The 24449-nt window shown below is 62.2% G+C and carries 24 protein-coding genes; 17 read left to right on the top strand and 7 right to left on the bottom strand.

Annotated features, from left to right (window positions below; all coding sequences use genetic code 11):
- The first annotated feature begins 38 nt into the window (after positions 1-38).
- Entirely contained in the window at positions 39-1007 is a 969-nt protein-coding gene (locus AC1RM7_RS14455; protein WP_024920181.1) for a complex I NDUFA9 subunit family protein, read from the top strand.
- A gap of 14 nt (positions 1008-1021) precedes the next feature.
- On the opposite strand, the gene AC1RM7_RS14450 is transcribed toward AC1RM7_RS14455, so the two are convergent.
- Positions 1022-1828, bottom strand: a complete 807-nt coding sequence (locus tag AC1RM7_RS14450; RefSeq protein WP_024920180.1) for an undecaprenyl-diphosphate phosphatase — start codon at positions 1826-1828, stop codon at positions 1022-1024.
- Between the two features lie 239 nt (positions 1829-2067).
- On the opposite strand from AC1RM7_RS14450, the gene AC1RM7_RS14445 reads away from it, so the two are divergent.
- Complete coding sequence (locus AC1RM7_RS14445) at positions 2068-2760, top strand: glutathione S-transferase family protein (RefSeq protein ID WP_006023271.1); 693 nt, start codon at positions 2068-2070, stop codon at positions 2758-2760.
- Entirely contained in the window at positions 2709-3893 is a 1185-nt protein-coding gene (queG, locus tag AC1RM7_RS14440; protein ID WP_034460577.1) for a tRNA epoxyqueuosine(34) reductase QueG, read from the top strand. Before AC1RM7_RS14445 ends, queG begins: the two co-directional genes overlap by 52 nt.
- A gap of 8 nt (positions 3894-3901) precedes the next feature.
- On the opposite strand, the gene AC1RM7_RS14435 is transcribed toward queG, so the two are convergent.
- Complete coding sequence (locus AC1RM7_RS14435) at positions 3902-4708, bottom strand: alpha/beta hydrolase (RefSeq protein WP_024920178.1); 807 nt, start codon at positions 4706-4708, stop codon at positions 3902-3904.
- Positions 4709-5153: 445 nt separating this feature from the next.
- On the opposite strand from AC1RM7_RS14435, the gene infC reads away from it, so the two are divergent.
- The 3 genes from infC (at position 5154) to AC1RM7_RS14420 (ending at position 6512) form a co-directional block, all read left to right on the top strand.
- Positions 5154-5693 carry a translation initiation factor IF-3 gene (gene infC, locus AC1RM7_RS14430; RefSeq protein WP_041713089.1) on the top strand — a complete coding sequence of 180 codons (540 nt, stop codon included), beginning with the start codon at positions 5154-5156 and terminating at the stop codon, positions 5691-5693.
- Positions 5694-5839: 146 nt separating this feature from the next.
- The gene (locus tag AC1RM7_RS14425) at positions 5840-6040 is read left to right on the top strand and encodes a Trm112 family protein (protein WP_006023276.1); all 201 of its coding nucleotides are present in this window, start codon (positions 5840-5842) and stop codon (positions 6038-6040) included.
- Positions 6041-6113: 73 nt separating this feature from the next.
- Entirely contained in the window at positions 6114-6512 is a 399-nt protein-coding gene (locus tag AC1RM7_RS14420) for a nuclear transport factor 2 family protein (RefSeq protein ID WP_024920176.1), read from the top strand.
- Positions 6513-6606: 94 nt separating this feature from the next.
- Here the strand turns inward: AC1RM7_RS14420 and AC1RM7_RS14415 are convergent, their stop codons facing one another.
- The gene (locus AC1RM7_RS14415) at positions 6607-7827 is read right to left on the bottom strand and encodes a ubiquinone biosynthesis hydroxylase (RefSeq protein WP_024920175.1); all 1221 of its coding nucleotides are present in this window, start codon (positions 7825-7827) and stop codon (positions 6607-6609) included.
- Between the two features lie 163 nt (positions 7828-7990).
- Between AC1RM7_RS14415 and tesB the strand changes: the two genes are divergently transcribed.
- On the top strand, positions 7991-8878 hold the full coding sequence (tesB, locus tag AC1RM7_RS14410; RefSeq protein WP_024920174.1) for an acyl-CoA thioesterase II: 888 nt from the start codon (positions 7991-7993) through the stop codon (positions 8876-8878).
- Positions 8879-8962: 84 nt separating this feature from the next.
- Here the strand turns inward: tesB and AC1RM7_RS14405 are convergent, their stop codons facing one another.
- A complete protein-coding gene (locus AC1RM7_RS14405) occupies positions 8963-9841 on the bottom strand; it encodes a DUF4339 domain-containing protein (RefSeq protein WP_024920173.1) in 879 nt (292 codons plus the stop codon).
- A 254-nt stretch (positions 9842-10095) separates the two neighbouring features.
- Between AC1RM7_RS14405 and AC1RM7_RS14400 the strand changes: the two genes are divergently transcribed.
- The 8 genes from AC1RM7_RS14400 to AC1RM7_RS14365 all read left to right on the top strand — a co-directional run bounded on the left by AC1RM7_RS14400 (position 10096) and on the right by AC1RM7_RS14365 (position 19930).
- Complete coding sequence (locus tag AC1RM7_RS14400; protein ID WP_006023282.1) at positions 10096-10434, top strand: P-II family nitrogen regulator; 339 nt, start codon at positions 10096-10098, stop codon at positions 10432-10434.
- A 169-nt stretch (positions 10435-10603) separates the two neighbouring features.
- Positions 10604-11914 carry an ammonium transporter gene (locus AC1RM7_RS14395; protein WP_024920172.1) on the top strand — a complete coding sequence of 437 codons (1311 nt, stop codon included), beginning with the start codon at positions 10604-10606 and terminating at the stop codon, positions 11912-11914.
- Between the two features lie 328 nt (positions 11915-12242).
- Positions 12243-12581 carry a P-II family nitrogen regulator gene (locus AC1RM7_RS14390; RefSeq protein WP_002713927.1) on the top strand — a complete coding sequence of 113 codons (339 nt, stop codon included), beginning with the start codon at positions 12243-12245 and terminating at the stop codon, positions 12579-12581.
- A 37-nt stretch (positions 12582-12618) separates the two neighbouring features.
- Entirely contained in the window at positions 12619-14061 is a 1443-nt protein-coding gene (locus AC1RM7_RS14385) for an ammonium transporter (protein ID WP_024920171.1), read from the top strand.
- A 284-nt stretch (positions 14062-14345) separates the two neighbouring features.
- Complete coding sequence (locus AC1RM7_RS14380) at positions 14346-15578, top strand: aminotransferase class I/II-fold pyridoxal phosphate-dependent enzyme (RefSeq protein WP_024927795.1); 1233 nt, start codon at positions 14346-14348, stop codon at positions 15576-15578.
- Between the two features lie 4 nt (positions 15579-15582).
- On the top strand, positions 15583-18036 hold the full coding sequence (locus AC1RM7_RS14375; RefSeq protein ID WP_024921032.1) for a DNA translocase FtsK: 2454 nt from the start codon (positions 15583-15585) through the stop codon (positions 18034-18036).
- Between the two features lie 85 nt (positions 18037-18121).
- Complete coding sequence (locus AC1RM7_RS14370; protein WP_024921033.1) at positions 18122-18970, top strand: outer membrane lipoprotein carrier protein LolA; 849 nt, start codon at positions 18122-18124, stop codon at positions 18968-18970.
- A gap of 144 nt (positions 18971-19114) precedes the next feature.
- The gene (locus AC1RM7_RS14365; protein WP_024921034.1) at positions 19115-19930 is read left to right on the top strand and encodes an exodeoxyribonuclease III; all 816 of its coding nucleotides are present in this window, start codon (positions 19115-19117) and stop codon (positions 19928-19930) included.
- 22 nt (positions 19931-19952) lie between these two features.
- Here the strand turns inward: AC1RM7_RS14365 and AC1RM7_RS14360 are convergent, their stop codons facing one another.
- Positions 19953-20393: a Crp/Fnr family transcriptional regulator gene (locus AC1RM7_RS14360; protein ID WP_006023289.1), complete on the bottom strand. Its 441-nt coding sequence runs from the start codon at positions 20391-20393 to the stop codon at positions 19953-19955.
- A 33-nt stretch (positions 20394-20426) separates the two neighbouring features.
- Positions 20427-21113, bottom strand: coding sequence for a response regulator transcription factor (locus AC1RM7_RS14355; RefSeq protein WP_006023290.1), 687 nt, complete (start codon positions 21111-21113; stop codon positions 20427-20429).
- Between the two features lie 130 nt (positions 21114-21243).
- On the opposite strand from AC1RM7_RS14355, the gene AC1RM7_RS14350 reads away from it, so the two are divergent.
- The gene (locus AC1RM7_RS14350; RefSeq protein WP_024921035.1) at positions 21244-21861 is read left to right on the top strand and encodes a L,D-transpeptidase family protein; all 618 of its coding nucleotides are present in this window, start codon (positions 21244-21246) and stop codon (positions 21859-21861) included.
- Positions 21862-21926: 65 nt separating this feature from the next.
- Here AC1RM7_RS14350 and AC1RM7_RS14345 read toward each other — a convergent pair whose 3' ends face one another.
- On the bottom strand, positions 21927-22616 hold the full coding sequence (locus tag AC1RM7_RS14345) for a YggS family pyridoxal phosphate-dependent enzyme (RefSeq protein ID WP_024921036.1): 690 nt from the start codon (positions 22614-22616) through the stop codon (positions 21927-21929).
- Between the two features lie 106 nt (positions 22617-22722).
- On the opposite strand from AC1RM7_RS14345, the gene AC1RM7_RS14340 reads away from it, so the two are divergent.
- Positions 22723-24414: a sensor domain-containing diguanylate cyclase gene (locus AC1RM7_RS14340; RefSeq protein ID WP_006023293.1), complete on the top strand. Its 1692-nt coding sequence runs from the start codon at positions 22723-22725 to the stop codon at positions 24412-24414.
- Positions 24415-24449: the final 35 nt, after the last annotated feature.

Here is a 24449-nt window from a genome sequence, read left to right as displayed (position 1 = left end):
CGCCGTCCCGCTTCGTTTATTTGCGCAGGAACCAGCCCATGTCAGCCCGCATCGATACGCTTGTCACGGTCTTCGGAGGATCGGGTTTTCTCGGCCGGCATGTGATCCGGGCGCTTGCCAAACGGGATTATCGCATCCGGGTCGGGGTCCGGCGGCCGGAATTAGCCGGTCACCTGCAGCCGCTGGGCAGAGTCGGCCAGATTCACGCCGTCCAGGCCAACCTGCGTTATCCGGTCTCGGTGCAGGCGGCCGCGCGCGGCGCCAGCGTGATCGTTAACCTGGTCGGCATTCTGTCCGAGAGCGGCGCGCAGACCTTCAACGCGGTTCAGGCCAAGGGCGCAGAGGCCGTGGCGCGCGCCGCGAGCGAGATCGGTGCACGCGTGGTGCATATCTCGGCAATCGGCGCGGATGCCAATTCAGCCTCGCGCTATGCGCGCGCCAAGGCCGCAGGCGAAGCCGCGGTCCTTGCGGCTGCGCCGTCAGCAACGATTCTGCGGCCCTCGGTCGTGTTCGGCCCCGAAGATCAGTTCACCAATCGCTTTGCCGGCCTCGCCCGCATCTCGCCGGTGCTGCCGCTGATCGGCGGCGGGCTGACCAAATTGCAGCCGGTCTATGTCGGCGACGTTGCCAATGCCGTCGCCGATGCGGTCGACGGCAAGACCAGGCCGGGCGCGACCTATGAACTCGGCGGGCCCGAAGTGATGACCATGCGCGAAGTCATCGAGGACATCGTGAAGATCACCTATCGCGACACCATGCTGGTGTCGCTGCCGTTCGCGCTCGCCAAGTTCCAGGCGTTCTTCCTGCAATTTGCGCCGGGCGACATGAAGCTGACGCCGGATCAGGTCGAACTGCTGCGCAGCGACAATGTCGTGTCGGAAGCTGCGAAGGCCGCGGGGCTGACGCTCGAAGGCCTGGGCGTGACACCCGACTCGCTCGAAGCCGTCGCGCCGTCCTATCTCTGGCGCTACCGTAAAACGGGACAGTTCGCGCACAAGGACGCGTGAAGGGCTCGGGCGAATTACTTCCCGAGCGCCAGCGCGATCAGGCCGAGCGAGCCGACGATCACGCGCCACCATGCAAACAGCGCGAAGCCGTGGCGGGTGACATAGTCCAGGAACGTCTTCACCACGATGATCGCCGTGATGAACGACACCACGAAACCGACTGCGATGATCAACCCGTGATCCATCGTCATGTCAGCCCGGTTCTTGTAAAAATCATACGCGAACGCGCCGACCATGGTCGGGATCGCGAGAAAGAACGAGAACTCCGCGGCCGAACGCTTGTCCGCGCCGAACAGCATCGCTGCGACGATCGATGCGCCCGAGCGCGACACACCGGGAATCATCGCCGCGCACTGCGCGACGCCGATGCCGAGATACATCGGCAGCGAGAACGCCATTGCGTCGTGATAGCGCGGTTTGAAATCCTGCTGATCGACCCACAGCAGCACAGCGCCACCGGCGATCAGCGTGAAGCAGACAACCCAGGGATTGAACAGCACGCTCTTGATGAAACTTCCGAAAATCAGCCCGAGAACCACCGCGGGAAAGAACGCCAGCAACACGCCGATCACGAACCGCCGCGCCGCAGGATCGGAAAACATGCCGAGCGCCACGCGCCACAGCCTGCCGAAATAGATCACCAGGATGGCGAGGATCGCGCCGAGCTGGATCATCACCGCGAAGGTCTTCCAGAAATTATCCCGATCCAGATCCATGAATCGTTCCACAAGCAGCAAATGTCCTGTGGACGAGACGGGAAGGAATTCGGTCACGCCCTCGACGATACCGAGAACGAGGGCCTTCAAAAGATCAGCTAACATCTGGGGACAATCCGAACTGATGGAGGGTTCCTCAACCCGCGTTCTTGTCGCCCATTCGTCGTGTTGCCGCAACGGCAAATCCGTGAAATTGAGGATTGGCAAATGGCCTTTTGCCTGCTTATCAGGCTTCGGCACCGAGTACTCACTGTCCGAAGTTCGTAATCCGTTTCCGCGGCCACTGACGCGTTAACCTCCCTTCGAGACCCTTTGTTAAACCTAACCGGACTATCAAAAGCTTCATGTTCACGCTGTTCCATCATCCGTTTTGTCCGCGGTCCCGTTTCGTGCGCCTTGCTCTCGGCGAACACGGGCTCGACACGCGGCTTGTGGAGGAACTGGTCTGGGATCGCCGCGAAGCTTTTCTCGCGCTCAATCCGGCAGGCGACACACCGGTTCTGATTGCCGAAGGCACGCCCGCGATGCCGGGGCCGGGCCTGGTTGCCGAATTTCTCGACGAGATCCATGGCGCCCCGCTGGGCGATCACCGTTTGCTGCCGCGGGCCATGAACGACCGCATCGAGGTGCGGCGTCTGATGTCGTGGTTCAACGACAAGTTTTTCGAGGAGGCCAGCGGACCGCTGGTGACGGAGCGCGTCTACAAGCGGTTCATGAAGCCTGAGCACGGCGGGGGCGCGCCATCCACCGATGTTCTGCGCGCGGCAAAGGCAAATGTGCGCTATCATCTGGCCTATATCGGCTGGCTGGCGCGGACGCGGAATTTTCTCGCCGGCGATCAACTGACATTTGCCGACCTTGCCGCCGCCGCGCATCTGTCGGCGATCGACTATCTGGGCGATGTGCCATGGAACGAGGACGACGCAGCCAAGGCGTGGTACGTGCGGATCAAATCCCGCCCGTCGTTCCGTCCGCTGCTGAACGAGTGGATGGCGGGCGTCCCGGCGTCGGCGCACTACATCGATCTCGACTTCTGACAACGGCGCACGCCGTGGACGCGGTTGCGATCAAGGCCGCGCTGACTGAAGAAGCCCGCACCATCGGTTTCGGCACCATCGGAATCACCGATCCCGACGCTATCGCAGGCGCGCGCGAGCGGTTGCAAACCTTTCTCGATGCCGGGTCGCACGGCGACATGGAGTGGCTCGCGAATGAGCCGGCACGCCGCGCCAGTCCGCGCGTGCTGTGGAGCGACGTGCGCTCGGTCATCATGCTCGGGATGAATTACGGACCGGATGAAAATCCGCTGGCGCTGCTCGACCAGAAGACCCGCGGCGCGATCTCGGTCTATGCGCGCGGCGACGACTATCACGACCTTATCAAGAAGCGCCTCAAGACGCTGGCGCGCTGGCTGATCGCCCACGCCGGCGGTGACGTGAAGGTGTTCGTCGACACCGCCGCGGTGATGGAAAAGCCGCTGGCGCAGGCCGCCGGCCTCGGCTGGCAGGGCAAGCACACCAATCTCGTGTCGCGCGAGTACGGCTCGTGGCTGTTTCTCGGCGCCATCTTCACCACGCTCGATCTGCCGCGCGACGCTACTGATATCGATCACTGCGGATCGTGCCGGGCCTGTCTCGCTATCTGTCCGACCAACGCATTTCCCGCACCGTATCGCCTCGATGCGCGCAAATGCATTTCGTATCTCACCATCGAGCATAAAGGCGCGATCCCGCACGAATACCGTGAAGCGATCGGCAACCGCATCTACGGCTGCGACGATTGCCTGAGCGTGTGCCCATGGAACAAGTTCGCGCAGGAAGGCCACGAGGCAAAACTCGCCGCGCGCGATGAACTGCGCGGGCCGGCGCTGGCCGAGCTGGCGAAACTCGACGATGCATCGTTCCGCGCGATGTTCACGAAATCGCCGGTGAAGAGAATCGGCCGCGACAGATTTTTGCGCAATGTGCTGACCGCAATCGGCAACAGCAACGATAAATCGCTGGCGTCTGAAGCCCGCCGTCTGCTTGACGACGAGAGTCCGCTGGTGCGCGGCGCCGCGGTGTGGGCGCTGTCACGCCTGCTGCCGCGCGAGGAATTTTCCGAACTCGCCGCGCGGTCGCATGATGCCGATGAACATGTGCGAAGCGAGTGGGCCGCCGCTCTGGCCTGACGGCACGCCTATCCGTTCGACAATTCGCTCACCGCACTCAGCATGCGCGCGATGTCCTGCGGCCGGGACAGGCGATGGTCGCCATCCTGAACCAGCGTCAGGACCACATCGTCGCTGGGCAGGCAATGGGTCAGCGCGAAGGCGTGACGCCACGGCACGTCCGGGTCCTGCGCGCCTTGCAGAATACGAACCGGGCATCCGACATCGATGGTACCGCCGAGCAGCAGGTGGTTGCGCCCCTCTTCGATCAGGTTGCGGGTGATCGGATATGGCTCGCCGTAGTCGGAGGGCCGGTGCCACACGCCCTTGGTCATGATCTCGTCGCGGATTTCCTGGGAGAAACCCTTCCACATCAGATCTTCCGTGAAGTCCGGCGCCGGCGCGATCAGCACCAGCCCCGCGAGCGTCGCCCGTGAGGCCGTTCCGCGGCGCTTGGCCAGCGCGCGCGCCAGCAGCAGCGCCATCCAGCCGCCCATGGACGAGCCGACCACGATCTGCGGGCCTTCGCAAAAGGCATCGAACACTTTGAGGCTCTCTTCGTGCCATCGCCCGATGGTGCCTTCGGCGAACGTGCCTGAAGATTCGCCATGACCGGAATAATCGAACCGCACACAGGCGCGGCCGTATTCGGCAGCCCATTCATCGAGCGCCTGCGCCTTGGTTCCCTTCATGTCGGAATTGAAGCCGCCGAGCCAGAACACGCCCGGCAGGGCGCCGGGGCGCCGGCGAACCGCGATGCGCCGCGTCGCGCCGGTGTCGCCCACGTCGATGAAACCAAGCTCCGGCACAGCGGAACCGTTGGATGTCTGCGTCATGAAATATTGCCCCGTCCCGGTGGTCCGATTCTAACATTCGCATCCCGTTTCACCGGGCAGGCTTGCGAATGTTAGAATCAAGGGACCACTGCGGGATCACTAAGTCTCTAGTGGAGCTTTGGATTTGACATTCGCGATGCGAACTGCGGGCCGGGTTGCCGCGAATGTCAAATCCGCTCCACTGCCTGTTATGGAGGCCCACGACGCGTTCCGTCAACGCACAGGTGTCTGAGCGCGCTTGCGAACCGGACGCCATACCTCTATGTGAAGCGGGCTGCGGAGAGCGCCGGGCCGGTTATTTGTCAGGCATTTTACGGTTTTATGGCCGATCCCGATGTCCTGCGGCAACGCTTCGGAAAATGCGCCCCGCGGCGTTGTCGTGCTTGCCCGGCAGGCCTTAATCCTTCAAAATGATTGCTTCTTTAACAACATCGGAGACTATCCCATTCGCCGTCCCAACAGAGCCCCGCCCGCCGCAGCAAAAGACGGGCCGCGCACCAACGATGAAATCCGCAATCTCACCATTCAGCTGATCGACCAGACCGGCGTCAACCATGGCACCGTCGAAACGGCGGTCGCGGTGAAGATGGCGATGGAAGCCGGCATGGATCTCGTGGAGATTTCGCCGAATACCAATCCTCCCGTTTGCAAGATCATGGACTACGGGAAGTACAAGTATTCCGCGCAGAAGAAAGCCGCCGAAGCCCGCAAGAAGCAGAAGGTCGTCGAGATCAAGGAGATCAAGCTCCGCCCGATGATCGACGATCACGATTACGACGTGAAGATGCGCGCGATGCTGCGGTTCTTCGAGGAAGGCGACAAGGTCAAGATCACGCTGCGCTATCGCGGCCGTGAAATGGCGCATCAGGAAATCGGCACCAAGCTGCTCGACAAGGTGAAGGCCGCCGTTGCCGATGTCGCCAAGGTCGAACAGGACGCCCGCTTTGAGGGCCGTCAGGTCGTCATGGTTCTGGCGCCGCGCTAACGCACGTTGCACTTTCGCATCGATGTTATTGATGCTGACGGCCCGCCGGGATGACCGCCGGGCCGTTTTCGTTTCCGCAGAAGTTGATCCGGCCCGCCGCGGGTGTGATACACTGCGCAAAGTCACGTACAGTTCTGGAGCCACCCATGACGACCTCGCCGGCTGAACGACCCGAAAGCGGTGTCGATCCCAAATTGCTGGAAATTCTGGTGTGCCCGCAGACCAAGGGCCCGCTGGAGTTCGACAGCGCGCGGCAGGAACTGATCTCGCGCTCCGCGAAGCTCGCCTATCCGATCCGCGACGGCATTCCGATCATGCTGCCGGAAGAAGCGCGGCGGATTGACTAAGCGCAGCCTTCGCTACTTAGGAGCATCGCCGGCTGAAGCGATGCCTTGTCGATAACGACACCGGAGACGCCCGATGCGACCCTTCGCCCTCGACCGCTGGCACGACTTCATCAAATCTCATGACGAGAAGGTGTTGTGGGATCTGCTTCACCCCGACGCCGTGTTCGAAAGTCCGGTCGTCCACACGCCGCAGCGCGGACGGGACATCACCTTCAAGTATCTGGCCAGCGCAGGATCCGTGCTCGGCGGTCCCGGCTTCAAGTATCTCGGCGAATGGCGCAACGAGAACGGCGCGGTTCTGGAGTTCGAGAACGAAGTCGAGGGCATCAAGATCAACGGAGTCGACATCATCACCTTCAGCGATGACGGGCGTCAGATCACGCATTTCAAGGTGATGGTCCGCCCGCTGAAGGCGATCAATCTGCTGCACCGCCTGATGGGCGAACAACTGGCGAAAGCGGCAGCCGGATGATTCTTCGTCATTGCGAGCGAAGCGAAGCAATCCACGTTTGAACCAGAAAGAAAACTGGATTGCTTCGTCGCAAGTGCTCCTCGCAATGACGCAACTACAGAGCTTCGCCCTTGAGCAGCCGCGGCACTTCGCCGGACAGACCCGCGGCCTGACGAATGAAAGCGCTTTTCAGCGGCGGCACGCGATCCACAAGACCAAGCCCGATATCCCGCACCGTCCGCAGCAGCGCCGACTTGTTCGAGAACAGCATATTGAGCGAATTGGTGGCGACGCCCATCGCCACCGTGTCGAACCGCCGCCAGCGCTGATAGCGCTCCAGCACATCGGCCTGTCCGTGATCGATGCCGAGTCGCGCCGCATCGACGATCACTTCCGCCAGCGCCGCCGCATCCTTCAGGCCCATGTTGAGCCCCTGCCCTGCGATCGGATGAATCACATGGGCGGCGTCACCGACCAGCGCGAGCCGCTCGCCGATGAACGATCGCGCCACGAAATAGCCGAGCGGAAATGCGCGCGGTTTGTCGAGCGCCTTCACCTCGCCGAGATGCAGACCGAACCGCCGCTCGAGTTCAGCCTGAAATTCATTGTCGGGCAGTTCGATGATGCGCGCGGCTTCGCGGCGGCTTTCGGTCCAGACCAGCGATGAGCGATTGCCCTTCAGCGGAAGAATCGCGAAGGGACCTGCGGGCAGAAAATGTTCCTCGGCGCGGCCGCCATGATCACGCTCGTGTCCGACCGTGACGACGATGCCGGACTGGTCGTAATCCCAGCCATGGGTTGCGATGCCGGCGCGTTCGCGCAGTTTCGATTTCGCGCCGTCGGCGGCGACCAGAAGACTTGCATCAATGATGCGGCCGTCGCTCAGGGTGACGCGGGTGCCCTCGGCATTCGAGTCGTAGCTCGAGACCGCGACTGCGCTCAGTTCGACACCCTGGGCTTCCGCACGTGTTGCCAGCGCGTTGGTCAGGTGACGGTTCTCGACCATATGCGCGAACGGCTCGCCGGGCTCGACCTCGCCGCCGAATGTCAGAAACACGGGCCGCGTGGCGTCTTCAAGATTCGAGTCGGTCACCACCATGTCGAGAATCGGCTGGGCACTTTCGGCGACCTGATCCCAGACGCCGACCACCTCGAACAGCCGCCGGCAGGCGGCAACGATCGCGGATGCGCGCGGATCGCGGCTCGGGCGCATGGCAAAAGCAGGATCCGCAACGATGATCGGAATATCGGGGCCAAGGCCCTGCCGCAGCGCCAGCGCCAGCCCCAAACCGGCGAACGCGCCGCCTCCGATCACGATACTTCGTTGTGACGACATGCTACCCCGGTATCTCTGAACCGCCCTTGCCTCAAACCCGGCCATAAGGGAAATATGCCCTATGAATGGGACCGGAACATGGACCCGCCGCTGTTTATCAGGGTTTGCGGGCGACCGGAAACCACCCTGTCGTGTCTGCATGCCGAAGATCGGAACATCGTGAATGTCGAAAAGCCTGATTGATCTGTTGTCGATCCTCGATATCGAACAGCTCGAAGTGAACATGTTTCGCGGCACGAGCCCAAAGACGCGCTGGCAGCGCGTGTTCGGCGGGCAGGTGATCGGTCAGGCGATGGTGGCGGCCTGCCGCACCGTCGAGAATGTCGAGAAGCGGCTGCCGCATTCGCTGCATTGCTATTTCATCCTGCCCGGCGATCCGCAGATTCCGATCATCTACGAGGTCGAGCGGCTGCGCGACGGCAAGAGCTATTCGACGCGGCGCGTCACCGCGATCCAGCATGGGCGAGCGATCTTCTCGATCATGGTGTCGTTCCACGCCGAGGAAGAAGGCTCGTTCAATCATCAGGACAAGATGCCGGACGTTCCGCCGCCGGAAAAACTCACCGCGGAGGAAGTCTCCAAGCAGCCGATTTTCAAGGAGATGCCGGAGTTCATCCGCCGCTACTATGAATCAGACCGGCCGATTGAATTGCGCCCGGTCGAACTCGGCCGCTACTTCGGCCACAAGATCGACGACGGCCGCATCCATATCTGGATTCGCACCGTCGCCAAGCTGCCCGACGATCCGGCGCTGCACATGTGCGCGCTGGCCTATGCGTCGGACTTCTCGCTGCTCGACGCGGTGATGGCGCGTTACGGCCGCACGCTGTTCGATCAGCGCATGATGCCCGCGAGCCTCGATCACGCGATGTGGTTTCACCGTCCGTTCCGCGCCGACGAATGGCTGCTCTACAGCCAGGACTCTCCGAGCGCGCAGGGCGGCCGCGGCCTGACGCGCGGGCTGATCTTCAAGCAGGACGGAACACTGGTCGCCTCCGTCGCGCAGGAAGGCTCGGTGCGCGAGCGCAAGGAAAAGCCGGTTCAGCCATGATCCCGAAAAGCGGAAACCGGTTTTCGGATCAGATCATGCCTGACTGAAAGAAACCGACGCTGGCTAACGCATCATCGCGTTGTGTTACGCCAGCCGCTCCGAAGCGGAGAACTGCGACACGTACCAGCGGGTGTACCAGCTCATCACCCACGGAATCGGGATGATCAGCACCGAGCCGATGGAAAACACCAGGGTTCGCCAGAGCACCTCAAGTCCCGTCGCGTTGAACGAAATGGCGCGGTGCGTGCCGCTGATGTTGGCGCAAATCCACCGCATCCAGTAGACGACCACCCAGGCCCAGCCGATGATGGAGATGAAAGACACCGCCATCAGAAGGTACCAGCCGATATAGATCCACGGGCTGCCGTCGAAACTGAGCTGAAGCGGACGGCCTTCGGATGTGATGTTCGCCGTCAGCCAGCGCACCGTCATCCACGACAGATACGCCTGAACCGGAAACAAGAGGTAGCTCAGGTAGGGAATGCCGCTGGCGCCGCCGACATATGTCATCAGCGCCAGCCCGACAAACACGTACCAGATGTCGAGAGGCTTTCCGCTGAAGCCGAGATAACCCCGCTGCGGCACGTGAATGCGCGAGACAATCCAGCCATAGAAACTTGCCGCCACCCATGGCGCCGGAATGACCAGCAGGAATCCGATCACGAAAACCAGCGCGCGGCCCAGCATCTCCCAGATGCCGATATTGATTGAAAACGTTCCGCCGGACGGATCGCCATTGGCGGACGGGAGCGATGCGCCCGGGCGCGGGATCGCGGGGGGCGCGACGCCGCCCGAAAGCAGCCCGGGAATATCGCCGGCGTATTTCCAGTCCTGCATACCGTCGGCCCAGACATAGGTGTCAGCCCTGACACTCCCCCGCGCGATCAGATCGCGAAATTCGTCTTCGGAATACGGGCCTTCCTGCTTATCTCCGGCGGCAACAAACCAAGATCGGCCCGGCATGGCATGTCCTTTGTTCTTGGGAAAATGAGGTGCCGGACCAGCCGCGAGAAAATCCTGCGGCATCAGATGAATGGCAGTCGGTCTCAGCCCCCGAGATTGCGAATGCTACAAACGGACCGCGCTTTGCCGCAACGGTTTTCAATCGGCCCTGCATATTTTTCTGCCCCGTTGCCCAAAAAGGTGGCGGATTGATACGGGCCCGAGTAAAGACTCGTGGCGCTGCCGCGCTGAACTTTAAGGGATGAAGAGCTGCCATGAAGCTTATCACCGCCATCATCAAACCCTTCAAGCTTGAAGAGGTCCGTCTGGCCCTGACCGCCATCGGCGTGCACGGCATGACCGTGACCGAGGTGAAAGGCTTCGGCCGCCAGAAGGGGCACACCGAAATCTACCGGGGCGCCGAATACATCGTGAATTTCCTGCCCAAGCTGCGCATCGAGATCGCGGTCGGGGCCGACCTTGCCGACAAGGCGGTGCAGGCGATCACCGCCGGTGCACGCACCGGACAGATCGGCGACGGCAAGGTTTTTGTCACGCCGATCGAAAACGCCGTCCGCATCCGCACCGGCGAGACCGACAACGACGCCCTTTAGTTTTAGTTTTCCAGAGTCTGCATCACCAAGCGACTGCAGCGGCGCGTGCAAGACGCCGCAAGGTCTTCCTAGTGTCCTGATCCGAAGTTCGCTTCATTTTTCGGCGCGCACCATGTGCTGCAGAAATGATGCGGACTTGCGAACCACCACACGAGCCGGGGGGATTACCATGTTGAGATTGCCGCGTGCGGTCGCACAGTTTGCGACCGCGGTTTCTGCTGTGAGCATCGCTGTCACGTCTGCGACGCCAGCCCTTGCTGAAACGGCCAGGATCGATGCCGCCGATACCGCGTGGATGATCACGGCGACCGCGCTCGTCCTGATGATGACGATCCCGGGTCTCGCGCTGTTCTATGCCGGCATGGTGCGCAAGAAGAACGTGCTGGCGACCATGGCGCAAAGCCTGATCGCCGTGGCGCTGATTTCCATTCTCTGGGTGATCTACGGTTACAGTCTGGTGTTTGTCGGCGACGGCGCATGGCTCGGCACGCTGGAGCGCTTTCTGCTGGCCGGCATGACGATGGACGGCGTGAGCAGTGCAGCGAAGACCATTCCCGAAGCGCTGTTCGTCATCTACCAGATGACCTTTGCGGTCATCACCGTCGCGCTGGTGGCGGGATCGGTCGCGGACCGCCTGCGCTTCTCATCCTACGTCCTGTTTTGCATCGGCTGGTTTACGGTCGTGTACATTCCGCTCGCACACTGGGTGTGGGGCGGCGGCTTTCTCGCGCAGGCCGGCGTTCTCGATTTCGCCGGCGGCCTTGTCGTTCATCTCAGCGCCGGCACCGCGGGCTTGGTCGCAGCCGTTGTGATGGGACGACGCCGCGGCTACGGCACCGAGAACCTTGCGCCCTACGATCTTTCGCTGGCGGTGATCGGCACCGGCCTGTTGTGGGTCGGCTGGTTCGGCTTCAACGGCGGCTCCGCCTTGCAGGCCAACTCGCGCGCCGTGATGGCGATCCTCGCGACGCATCTGGCCGCCTGCGCCGGCGCACTGACATGGACCGCGATCGAATGGCTGACGCGGCGCAAGCCCTCGGTGCTCGGCATGATCTCCGGCGCCGTGGCCGGACTCGGCACCATTACGCCCGCCTCGGGCTTCGTGGAGCCCTGGCATGGCATCGTGATCGGCGTGGTGGCCGGCGCGGTCTGCTTCTGGGCCTGCACCAACCTCAAGCACCGCTTCAACTATGACGACACGCTCGACGTGTTCGGCATTCACGGCATCGGCGGATTGCTGGGAACGCTGATGACCGGCGTGTTCGCCACCGCCGCCATCGGCGGGAGCGCCGGGCTGATCGAGGGCAATCCCAGGCTGCTGCTGATCCAGGCCTATGGCGTGGCGGCGGTGTTCGTCTGGACCGGCGCGATGACGTTCGTGCTGCTGAAGGTCGTCGACATGCTGGCCGGTCTGCGGGTTCCGCACGAGCACGAGGTGGAAGGCCTCGACATCACCCAGCACGGCGAAGCACTCCAATAAATCGCCCCATTTGGATTTGGCCTCGGCTGTCGGGGCTTAGATACCTTTTGCTTGTCTGATGGGCACGAATGTGTCGGCGGTCTGGTGTGCCTATGTTTTTGGCACCCCTGTCGCTCTTTTAGGCGCGACAAAATAGCCCAATTTCTCCGCACCCCCTCTAAAGCCAAAAACCCTTGGATTCATAAATCGTTAGGGAATTTGGCGGTGTTGGCACGGCATTTGATTCTATGGGACCCGGCTGGTGCCCGTGGAGTGATCTTTCTTCGCGCGGTGACCCTCAGTCGAGAACGCCCGGTCCGTACGACCGGGCCCAAGCGGGGAAGTATCCATGAAAATTGTTATGGCCATCATCAAGCCATTCAAGCTGGAAGAGGTCCGCGATGCCCTGACCGCCATCGGCGTTCACGGTCTCACGGTGACGGAAGTCAAGGGGTATGGCCGTCAGAAAGGCCACACGGAAATCTACCGCGGCGCTGAATACGCCGTCAGTTTCCTGCCCAAGATCAAGATCGAGGTCGCTGTCGCCTCATCCCAAGTCGACAAGACCATCGAAGCGATCACCGGCGCTGCAAAGACCGGCCAGATCGGCGACGGCAAAATCTTCGTCATCAATCTCGACCATGCGGTTCGCATCCGCACGGGCGAGGCCGATGACGCGGCGCTCTGATTTCGCGCAAACCTCATCTTATCAGGAGTACAAACAAATGACGTTCAAGCGTCCCACCAGCGCGGGATTGGCAGCTCTCGCCGTCGGCCTCTTCGCTACGACAGCCGCCTACGCCGCGCCAACCATCAACAAGGGCGATAATGCCTGGATGATGACCGCAACAGTTCTCGTGCTGTTGATGACCATCCCGGGCCTCGCGCTGTTCTACGGCGGCCTCGTCCGCTCCAAGAACATGCTGTCCGTGCTGATGCAGGTTTTCTACACCGTCTGCATCGTCTGCGTAATCTGGGCCCTCTACGGCTACAGCCTCGCATTCACCGGCGGTTCGGATTTCATCGGCGGCTTCTCCAAAGCCTTCATGGCCGGCATCACCACTGACTCGATGGCGGCGACGTTCTCGGTCGATGCCAACATCTCGGAAATGATCTATTTCTGCTTCCAGATGACCTTCGCCGCGATCACGCCGGCCCTCATCGTCGGCGCCTTTGCCGAGCGCATGAAGTTCGCAGCGATCGCGCTGTTCATCCCGCTCTGGGTGACGCTGATCTACTTCCCGATGGCCCACATGGTTTGGTACTGGGCCGGACCGGACGCGATCAGCGATGCAGCCAAGGCACTGGCCGCCGCGGCTGACGGCGCTGCAAAGACTGCAGCACAGGCGAAACTCGACGAGGTGATGGCTGACGGCGGCTTCCTGTTCAAGAAGGGCGCCCTCGACTTCGCAGGCGGCACGGTGGTGCACATCAACGCCGGCATCGCAGGTCTCGTCGGCGCTCTCCTGATCGGCAAGCGCACCGGCTACGGCAAGGAGCTGATGGCTCCGCACTCGCTGACCATGACCATGATCGGCGCTTCGCTGCTCTGGGTGGGCTGGTTCGGCTTCAACGCCGGATCGAACCTCGAAGCTTCGGGCGGCGCTGCTCTCGCGATGACCAACTCCTTCCTGGCAACCGCCGCTGCGGCGCTGTCCTGGATGTTCGCGGAGTGGATGATCAAGGGCCATCCGTCAGTGCTCGGCGCGTTGTCGGGTGCGGTCGCGGGTCTGGTTGCCGTCACTCCGGCTTGCGGCTTCGCAGGTCCGATGGGCGCGATCGTGCTCGGTCTCGTCGTCGGCGTCGTCTGCCTGTTCTTCTGTACAGTTGTGAAGAACGCGCTCGGCTATGACGACTCGCTCGACGTGTTCGGCGTCCACTGCATCGGCGGCATCGTCGGCGCTCTCGGCACCGGCATTCTGGTCAACCCGGCCCTCGGCGGCACCGGCGTCATGGACTACGTCACCGGCAAGGTCGGCGACTACGACATGGTCGCTCAGATGATCTCGCAGAGCTGGGGCGTGGGCACCACGCTGCTGTTCTCGGGCATCGGTTCGGCGATCATCTACAAGGTCGTTGACGTGATCGTCGGCCTGCGCGTTCCGGTCGAGCAGGAGCGCGAAGGTCTGGATCTCACCGACCACACCGAGCGCGCCTACAACATGTAAGCGAGCTCAGGAACAACGGTTGGGGCACAAACCCGGCAATGCCCCGTCCGTCGGAGGGCCCCAGCGCAAGCTGGGGCCCTTACTTTTTGTGCCGCTGCGTCCTGAAAAGGAGGCCGGTTTCGGGGGTAAGATCAGTGCCCGGAAAGGGCGGCAAACTAAGCCCGCGCCGCGATGGTTAATCGCGTCTTAACCTCGCCGCACCTATGGTGACGTGATCAAGTCCTGCGTGGCCCCCTGACCGACCCGCAGGATCGACGGACCTTAATAGTGCTGGCGTTTTTCGAATGGCCATGACCGCTTCTTCCCGCTCGGCTTCCGCCGCCGGCGCCCAAGACGGCGAGCGCTCGCCGTTTGCCCGGCTGACCGAGCTGCTGAGCCCTTACACGCCAGGCAAGCCATTGATAAATATGTCAATTGGAGAGCCGCAGCATCCGGTACCGGGCTTTGTCGGACCGGTTCTGGCCAGCCATATCAACGACTTCGGCCGCTACCCGATTGCCAAGGGCATCGAGCCGTTCCGCAAGACCGCCGCCGCCTGGGTTTCCCGGCGATTCGCCCTGGCCAAGGCCATCGATCCCGAAACCGAAATTCTGGTGCTCAACGGCAGCCGCGAGGGGCTGTTTTTCGCAGCGATCGCCGCCGCGCGCTATGTCAGCCCCCGCAAGGGCACGCCCGCGATCCTGATGCCCAATCCGTTCTATCCCGCCTATGCGGCCGGTGCGCGGGCCGCCGGGTGCGAAGCGGTGTTTATGCCGACCACGCGCGAGAACGGCTTTCTGCCCAATCTCGATTCCCTGAGCGCCGAAACCCTCGACCGCACCGTCGCCTTCTACCTGGCATCGCCTGCGAACCCGCAGGGCTCGGTGCCATCGCGCGCCTACTTCGACCGCGTGAAGCAACTCGCCGACCGTCACGGTTTCATCGTGCTCAGCGACGAATGCTATTCCGAAATCTACACCGGCGAAGCGCCGGGCAGCATGCTCGCCTCCGCCGGAAACGACTTCGCCAACGTGGTTGCGTTCCAGTCGCTGTCCAAGCGATCGAACCTGCCTGGCCTGCGCGTCGGCTTCGTTGCCGGCGACAGGAATTTTCTCGCGCGCTTCCATGAGCTGCGCAACGTCGCGGCGCCTCAGGTGCCGGTCCCGTTGCAGCATGTCGCCGTCGCCGCCTATGGCGACGAGACTCATGTCGATGCGAACCGCAGGCTCTACCGGATCAAGTTCGATCTCGCGGACCAGATTCTCGGCAACCGCTTCGGTTACCGGCGGCCCGCGGGCGGCTTCTGCATCTGGCTCGATGTCTCGGCGCATGGCGGCGACGAAGCGGCGACGGTGAAGCTTTTCAAGGAAGGCGGCGTGCGCGTCATTCCGGGAAGCTATCTGGCGAGGCCGCAGGCCGATGGCAGCAATCCAGGCAACGGATATATCCGCGTCGCCCTGGTGCAGCAGGACAGTGAAACAACGGCTGAGGCGTTGCACCGGATGGTCGACGTCCTGAACGAAGCTCGGGGCTCGTAAAACAATGCCAGCGATCGAACGCGTCATTCCCATCGTCGGCCAGATCTCCGATCCATTGCGCGAGATGCTGGCGCGGCGCCTGCGCGAACTCGCCGGGCTCGGCGTCATCGCGCTCTCGTGTGTTGTTGCCGCGGCTCTGATGACGTGGTCGGTGCAGGACCCCAGCCTCAGCCACGCGACCTCAGGTCCGATCCGCAATCTGATGGGCCGTCCGGGCGCGATCGGCGCCGACATGCTGATGCAGATTCTCGGCCTCGGCGCGATCATGCTGATCCTGCCGGTGGCGATCTGGGGCTGGCGGCTGGTGACACACCGTCATTTCGACCGCGAAGCCTTGCGCATCGCCTGCTGGATTCTGTGCGCCGTGATCGCGGCTGGATTTGCAAGCTGCCTGCCGCGCAGCGGCGCATGGCCGCTGCCGACCGGACTTGGCGGCGTTGTCGGCGACGCGCTGGTCCGTTTCCCGGCGGTGGTGTTCGGTCCGCCCGGCCTGATCTACCGCATCGTGCTCGGCGTCCTTCTGTTTGCCGCGATGATCGGAAGTTTCGTCTTCGCATGCGGCGCGGGCGCGCAGGAGAAGATCGTCGAACGCACCCGGCCGCCGATGATCGAGGATGAAGAGGATTTCGAGGAGGACGATCGCCGTTCGATCTCGCTCGGCTGGATCGTTCATACCGCCATGAGCGCAAAAACACGCGTGGTTCGGGCGCTTTCTGCTTTCTTCGCGATGCTGGTCGGACGCACGGAATCGCGCCGCTCAGCATCGTTCGAGCGTATGGAGCCGAACCTCGGCGGCGGACGGCGCGCTCCCTCGCTGGTGCCGCAAGACGAATACGAAGAGAACGAGGAAGAAGAAGAGGAAGAAGAGGAAGACGAGGAGCCCGCGCCGCGTGCCCGCAAGCGCGCAGAGCCGAAGTCGTCCGGCCGCAAGGGTGTCTTCGTTCTGCCGCCGGTTTCCGTTCTCGCCGCTCCGAAAGCATCGGACCGCCTCACGTTGAGCAAGGACGAACTGGAAGAAAACTCGCGCTCGCTCGAAGGCGTGCTGCAGGATTTCGGCGTGCGCGGCGAAATCGTAAAAGCCAGTCCCGGACCGGTCGTGACGCTTTACGAACTCGAGCCCGCACCCGGCATCAAGTCGTCACGTGTGATCGGCCTTGCCGACGATATCGCGCGCTCCATGAGCGCGATCTCCGCGCGTGTCGCGGTCGTCTCCGGGCGCAACGCCATCGGCATCGAGCTGCCCAACGTCAAGCGGGAGACAGTTTATCTGCGTGAACTTCTCACCGCGAAGGAAGCAACCGGGAGCACCGCGAAGCTGCCGCTGTGCCTCGGCAAGACCATCGGCGGCGAGCCTGTGATCGTGGATCTGGCGCGCATGCCGCATCTCCTGATCGCCGGCACCACCGGTTCGGGCAAGTCAGTCGGCATCAACACCATGATCCTGTCGCTGCTCTATCGCCTGCGCCCGGACCAGTGCCGCCTGATCATGGTCGATCCGAAGATGCTCGAACTGTCGGTCTATGACGGCATTCCGCATCTGCTGACGCCGGTGGTGACCGATCCGAAGAAGGCTGTCGTCGCGCTGAAATGGGCGGTGCGCGAGATGGAGCAGCGCTACAAGAACATGGCGAAGCTCGGCGTGCGCAACATCGATGGCTACAACACGCGCGTCGCCGAGGCGAAGGCCAAGGGCGAGGAACTGACTCGCACCGTGCAGACCGGCTTTGACAAGGAAACCGGCAAGGCGATCTACGAGGAAGAGAAGCTCGAGCTCGAACCGCTGCCCTATATCGTCATCATTGTCGACGAAATGGCCGACCTGATGATGGTCGCGGGCAAGGACATCGAAGGCGCAGTACAACGCCTTGCGCAGATGGCGCGCGCTGCGGGTCTCCATGTCATTCTCGCGACGCAACGCCCGTCGGTGGACGTCATCACCGGCACCATCAAGGCGAACTTTCCGACGCGTATTTCCTTCCAGGTCACCTCGAAGATCGACAGCCGCGTGCTGCTCGGCGAAATGGGCGCGGAACAACTGCTCGGCCAGGGCGACATGCTCTACATGGCAGGTGGCGGCCGCATCAGCCGCGTGCACGGCCCGTTCGTGTCGGACGAGGAAGTCGAGAAGATCGTCCGTCATCTCAAGTCGCAGGGTCAGCCTGAATACCTCGAGGCGGTCACCGCGGAAGAGGAAACCGACGAGGACGGCAACGCCGTATTCGACGGCACGAGCATGGGCGCCAACGGCGGCGAAGGCGACCTGTTCTCGCAGGCGGTTGCGATCGTCAAACGCGATCGCAAGGCCTCGACCAGCTACATCCAGCGCCGCCTGCAGATCGGCTACAACCGCGCCGCCACCCTGATGGAGCGGATGGAGCTGGAAGGCATCGTCGGGCAGGCCAATCACGCCGGAAAACGCGAGATTCTGGTGGCCGAGGAAGACGAACGATTTGGCTAAATCCCTGCTATTCGCAGCCGCGAAATCGCCATAGCTTCGGGATAGCCCCGGCGGACAGATCACAAGGCATCCACAGGACGGACCGTTGAGAAAATTCCATCGCAATCAGCCGTTCTGCGGGCCCCGACGCTCCACACATCCTGTTTCGGTGGCGAAAGTGCCCATGAAAGTGCCTATGGCAGCGTTGGCGGCAACGATCGCGGCATCCCTCATGATGCCATCGGCATTGGCCCAGGCTGTTCCTGTTCCAAAGCCCGCACCGAAAGCCCGCATCGGCGATACCCCCGCACCGCAGGTGCAGGCACCCGCCACGTCGGCACCACCGACGCCGATCATTCCGGATCTGCGCAGCCTGTTCGGCGGCGGGACGCCGAGCCAGAATTTCGACGCCAATCAAAAGGCGCTGGCCGGCAAGGTCAGCACTTACCTCTCGTCGTTGCAGAACGTCTCAGGCAATTTCGTGCAGGTCGGTCCGGACGGCAAACGCACGACCGGCGATTTCTATATCCAGAAGCCCGGCAAGATCCGTTTCGAGTATGACGATCCCTCGCCGATCGCGCTGGTGGCCGACGGCACATCGGTGGTCGTGCTGGATCGCAGGCTCGCGACCCAGGACGTCTATCCGTTGTCGCAGACGCCGTTGCGCTACCTGTTGTCCGACCGCATCGATCTGCTGCGCGACACCAATGTCGTGGGCATCTCCTCGGACAACATGTTCATCAGCGTCACCATCGAGGAAAAGCAGGCGCTGGTCGGGACCAGCCGGCTGATGCTGATGATCGGCGCCAAGGACAATCAGCTCAAGCAATGGACCGTCACCGATCCGCAGGGATACGACACCACCGTCGCGGTCTACAATCTCGACACCACCAAGAAGCTCGATCCCTCGATGTTCAAGATCGACTTCACCAACTATCAGAACTCGAACAACTAGGTCGTTGCCGTCTCCCTGAGGTGCGAGCCTCGAAGGGCGACAGCGCCCCTTCAATCGTATCCCGTCATACTTCGAGGCGCGCAAGAAGAGCGCGCACCTCAGGATGACGTTTCCTCGTCGCGCGTCCTGTGCTTTACGTTTCCCATGCGCTTCACCCTGACAACCTGGAACATCAATTCGGTGCGGCTGCGCATCGATCTGGTCGCGAAATTCATCAAGTCGGTGCGGCCCGATGTGCTGTGTCTCCAGGAAACCAAATGCATCGATGACGCATTCCCGCTGAAGCGTTTCAAGCGGCTCGGCTATGAGCACGTCGCGCTCAACGGCCAGAAGGGTTATCACGGCGTCGCCATCGTCTCGAAAATTCCGTTCGAATCGAGCGACGTGCGCACGTTCTGCGGCAAGGTCGATTCGCGGCATATCTCGGTGGCGTTCGGGCCGAAGGCGCAGATCGCCGACCCGCTGGTCGTGCATAATTTCTATGTGCCTGCCGGCGGCGATATTCCCGATCCCGCGCTCAATCCGAAGTTCGAGCACAAGCTCTCGTTCCTCGACGAGATGCGCGACTGCGAGCCGCTGCATCCGAACCCCGCCGACCGGCATATTCTCGTCGGCGATCTCAACGTCGCGCCGCACGAGCATGACGTCTGGTCTCACAAACAGCTTTTGAAGATCGTGTCGCATACGCCGATCGAATGCGAGAAGCTGCTCGGCATACAGGCGCAGGGCAACTGGATTGACGTCGCGCGGCAGCGAATTCCGCTATCCGAGAAAGTCTATTCCTGGTGGAGCTACCGCTCCGCGGACTGGAGCGCGGCGAACAAGGGCCGCCGCCTCGACCACATCTGGGTCTCACAGGCGCTCGGCGACAGCGTTCGTGATTTCAAAATCACCAGGGACGCGCGCGGCTGGGAGCGCCCGTCAGACCATGTGCCGGTCACGGCGGTGCTTGATGTGTGATTTGGGATAGGACGCGATAAAACTATCGCAGCGTCTCGGTCACCCGGACCATTGCCCCTGCCGCCGCGTTGGTGCGCGCGGCGAAATCATCGCGCAGACGTCTTGCCGCTTCGGGATGACTTTCGAGCACACGCTGGAACAGGCTGCGCGAAATGCGCAGCACCGACGACGGTTCCAGAGCCGTCGCCGTCGCCGGCCGCGCCATCGGAACCACCAGCGCGAGTTCGCCGATCAGAACGTTCTGGCCCGCAATGGCTTCATGACCATCGTCCGAAGCCACGCGAAACGCGCCATGCCGAACAATGAAACCGGAATCCGCAGGATCGCCCTGTTCGAACAGCCGCTCACCGAATCCGTAGTCGCGCTGCTCGGCGCCGATCGCAAGCACCTGCAACGCCGCCGCGCCCAACAAATTCAGTGTCGGGACGCGCGAAAACAGGGCGATGTCGTCTTCAATAGCCATAGGGCGCCGAGATGGATCGGCGATTGATTCGCCTCATGGCACCAGCTTATAGCCGCCAGACTCAGTCACAAGAATTTCGGGATTCGCGGCGTCCTTCTCCACCTTCTGGCGCAGGCGATAGATATGCGTTTCCAGCGTGTGGGTGGTCACCCCGGAATTATAACCCCAGACTTCCTGAAGCAGGGTCTCGCGCGACACCGGCATCTGCCCGGCGCGGTAAAGGAAACGGAGGATCGCGGTTTCCTTCTCGGTGAGCCGGACCTTCTTGGCATTGGCGCCGGTCAGCATCTTCGAGCCCGGGCGGAAGCTGTACGGACCCACCGAAAACACCGCGTCTTCACTGGCTTCATGCTGGCGCAGCTGCGCACGGATGCGGGCCAGCAGCACGGCGAATCGGAAAGGCTTCGCGACATAGTCGTTCGCGCCCGATTCGAGCCCGAGAACCGTGTCCGAATCGGTGTCGTGGCCGGTCAGCATGATGATCGGCGACTTGAAGCCGCCCTTGCGCAGGCTGCGGACCACCTCGCGGCCGTCGGTGTCGGGCAGGCCGACATCCATCAGCACGAGGTCGGGAGAATTGCTTTTCGCCGCCAGCGCGCCCTTTGCGCCGGTATCGACGGCGGATGCCTCGAACTCCTCGTGAAGCGACAACTGCTCCACCAGGGCATCGCGCAGATCGGTGTCGTCGTCCACGATCAGGATCTTGCGGGCGTTGGCCATTGCATCCAGTCCTTTAAAATTCGGCTTGTATATAGAGGGTCCGGAGAACGATCTCGAAGAACCTCGGCGAAATAGAGCATTTGCAGGCGAAAGCGCAAGCCGGAGTTGTACGCAGTCACGGGAACCAATTATGGGAAATCTAGGCTTTCCAAGGGCTTATCGAACACCGTTGCGTGATCGGCCGCTTTCCGCTGTCAGGGTTCATGCTGCCGCCGGCCGGCCGAACCAGGGTTGGCTGGTGGCGGGCACCCATATCCTACCGGTCGCGCTTGGACGCGGCGGAATCAAGGCCAACAAGTTCGAAGGCGATGGCGGAACACCCCGCGGCATATTCCGGCCGGTGCGGCTGTGGTGGCGCGCCGACAGGCACCCCCGGCCGCGAACCTATCTTCCGGTCCGGGCGATCGGCCCTGCGGACGCCTGGTCGGAAAATCCCGCCGACCGGCATTACAATCGCGCGGTCAAACGCGCGCCCGGCGAGGACGGCGACCGGCTGGCGCGGGAGGATCATCTCTATGATTTCATCATCGAGATCGACCACAACACCCGGCCGCGCATCGCAAGGCGGGGCAGCGCGGTTTTCCTGCATCTAGCCCGCGAAAAATTCTCGCCAACCGCCGGCTGCGTCGGGCTGACACGCAATGGGATGCTGCGCTTGCTGGAACGGATCGGACCGCAGACGAAGATCGTGATCGGTGACATTGCAAGCTACGCGTCATTGCGAGCGAAGCGAAGCAATCCACTGTAGCAAAAAGCTGGATTGCTTCCTCGCTGGCGCTCCTCGCCATGACGATGGAGTTCTTCGTGCAGAAACTACCGCTTTCCGAAGATCGCGGAGCCGACACGCACATGGGTTGCGCCGAGCTGAATCGCGGTGGCGAAATCCGCGCTCATCCCCATCGATAATAATTTCAGTCCGTTGCGCGCTGCGATCTTGGCGGTCAGCGCGAAGTGCGCCGCAGGCGGATCCTCGACCGGAGGGATGCACATCAGTCCGGAAATTTGCAGACCGTAGACGTCGCGGCAGCTCGCAATGAATGCATCGGCATCCGCCGGGGCGATCCCCGCTTTCTGCGGCTCCTCGCCGGTGTTGAGCTGAACGAACAGTTGCGGATGACGGCCTTGCTTAACGATTTCCTTCGATAGCGCCTCACAGAGACTGGCGCGGTCCACCGAATGAATGGCGTCAAACAGCGCGACGGCCTCCTTGGCCTTGTTCGATTGCAGCGGCCCGATCAGGTGAAGCGCAAGCCCGGAATGCTCGGCCATTAGCGGCGGCCACTTGGCTTTCGCTTCCTGCACGCGGTTCTCACCGAACACACGCTGACCGGCGCGGATCACCGGCGCAATGGCGTCGCCATCGAATGTCTTCGACACCGCAACCAGCGTCACCGAGGAGCGATCACGGCGCGCGTCTTTGCATGCGCGCGAAATCTCGCGCTCCACGCCGGCGAGACCGCTTGGTGAATCAGATGTTACCGGCGGCATATTATCCACAGCCATCGATGTAACCTTGCCTTCAAATTAAGGATCATTCGAATTTTAGCGAATTCAAAAAAGGGTCCTTGAACCCTTTTTTGTAGTGTTGGCGTGGGGCAAGGGAATACTGATGTCAATCGCCAGCTTCGGCCGCAACACGTCAAAACTCAAGGCGCTATTCGGGATTCGTGCCCGTCTTGTGCTTTTGGCGTTGATTCTGGTCGTGCCTTTGATGCTCGACCGCGTCCGCCTGCTGGAAGACTCGCGCTCCAGGCAGATGATGCAGGCCGCAAACGAACTCTCCGAGCTCGCAAAACATACCGCCGATGCGCAGCGCGAAATCATATCGACGGTGCAGGCCGTTGTGAAATCCTCCGCCTATATCTATGCCGCCGGTTCCCAGCAGGGCCGCGGGTGCGCGGTGATGCGCGCCAGCATGCGGGTCGATCTGCCGTGGATCAGAAACCTTTCGATCATTGGCCCGGAAGGCAAGATCGACTGCTCGACAAAGCAAAGCATCGTCGGCTTTGATCTCAGCGACCGCGATTATGTCCTCAAGGCGCGCGAGCTTCACGATTTCGTTCTCAGCGACTTCATCCCGAGCCGCATTACCAGCCTGCCGACGATGATTGCGGCGTATCCGGTTTCGGCGGTGGACGGCCGGCAGGAATCGGTGGTCATCGCTGCGATCGATCTGAAATGGATGTCGCAGCTGCTGGTGAATCGCGGCGGACGTTCGGGCGTATCGGTCGTCCTTGTCGACGGCGCGGGAACGATCCTGGCGTCCCCACCCGAAAGCATGAATCTGATCGGGCAGAAGCTCAAGGACACCTCGCTGCTGGAAGCGGTCACGCTGCGTGAAATCAATCTCGATCGCGAATATGGATCGATCTCCTTCGAATCGGCCGATGGTGAGAAGAAGGCCGTATCGTTCGCGCGGGTTACCGGCACAAAGGCCCGCATGATTGTCAGCGTCAATCAGTCCCTGATGCTGAGCGACATCAACCGTGACATCCGGACTGCATACATCCAGCTTGCAATCGTGGTTCTCGCGACGCTGCTCGGTGCCTGGTTCGCCGGCGAGCGCCTCATCATCCGGCCGCTCCGCGCGATGACAGAAACCGCCAATCGTTTTGGCCGCGGCGAATTTTCGGCGAGGGCATCGAATGCCTCGCTGCCAAGAGAGTTCATTCCGCTCGCCAGGGCGTTCGATACCATGGCGTCACAACTCTCCGAGCGTGAGCGCGAAATGGCCGCCGCCAACGACCGGCTCACCGTCATCGCATCGCTCGATCTGGTGTCCGGGCTGGCCAACCGCCGGGGCTTCCAGAGCCGGCTCGAATTCGAGTGGATGAAGGCACTGCAATCCGACACCCGGCTTTCGCTGCTGATGATCGACGTCGATCATTTCAAGCTTTTCAACGACACCTACGGCCATCCCGAAGGCGACGCCTGCCTCAGCCGCGTCGGCGAGGCGCTGTCGACAATCGCGGATGCCTATGCCGGCTTCGCAGCCCGTTATGGCGGCGAGGAATTCTGTTTGTTGCTGCCGAACAGCAGTGCGGCCCGCTCGCTGCAGGTGGCCGAAAAAGTTCGCACAACAATCGAAGAACTGACGATTCCGCACGTCACCAGCGATTTCAAGCACGTCACCGTCAGCGTGGGCATCGCGACGGTCACGCCGGGCAGCGCCCAGCCGCAAGACGATCTGATCGAGGCCGCGGACGCGGCGCTGTATGCGGCCAAACGCCGGGGGCGGAACACGGTGGTCGAACACGGCCTGATCCTGCCTGCCGATCGGCCGGTTTCCCTGGCCGGCTAAGGGCCGCGCAGGCCATATTTGCGCCTAAAGCGTTG

The organism is Afipia sp. GW822-FHT03D08 (assembly GCF_058801645.1).
Note: the sequence above shows the minus strand (reverse complement) of the source record. Positions and strands in the feature narration are given on the sequence as shown.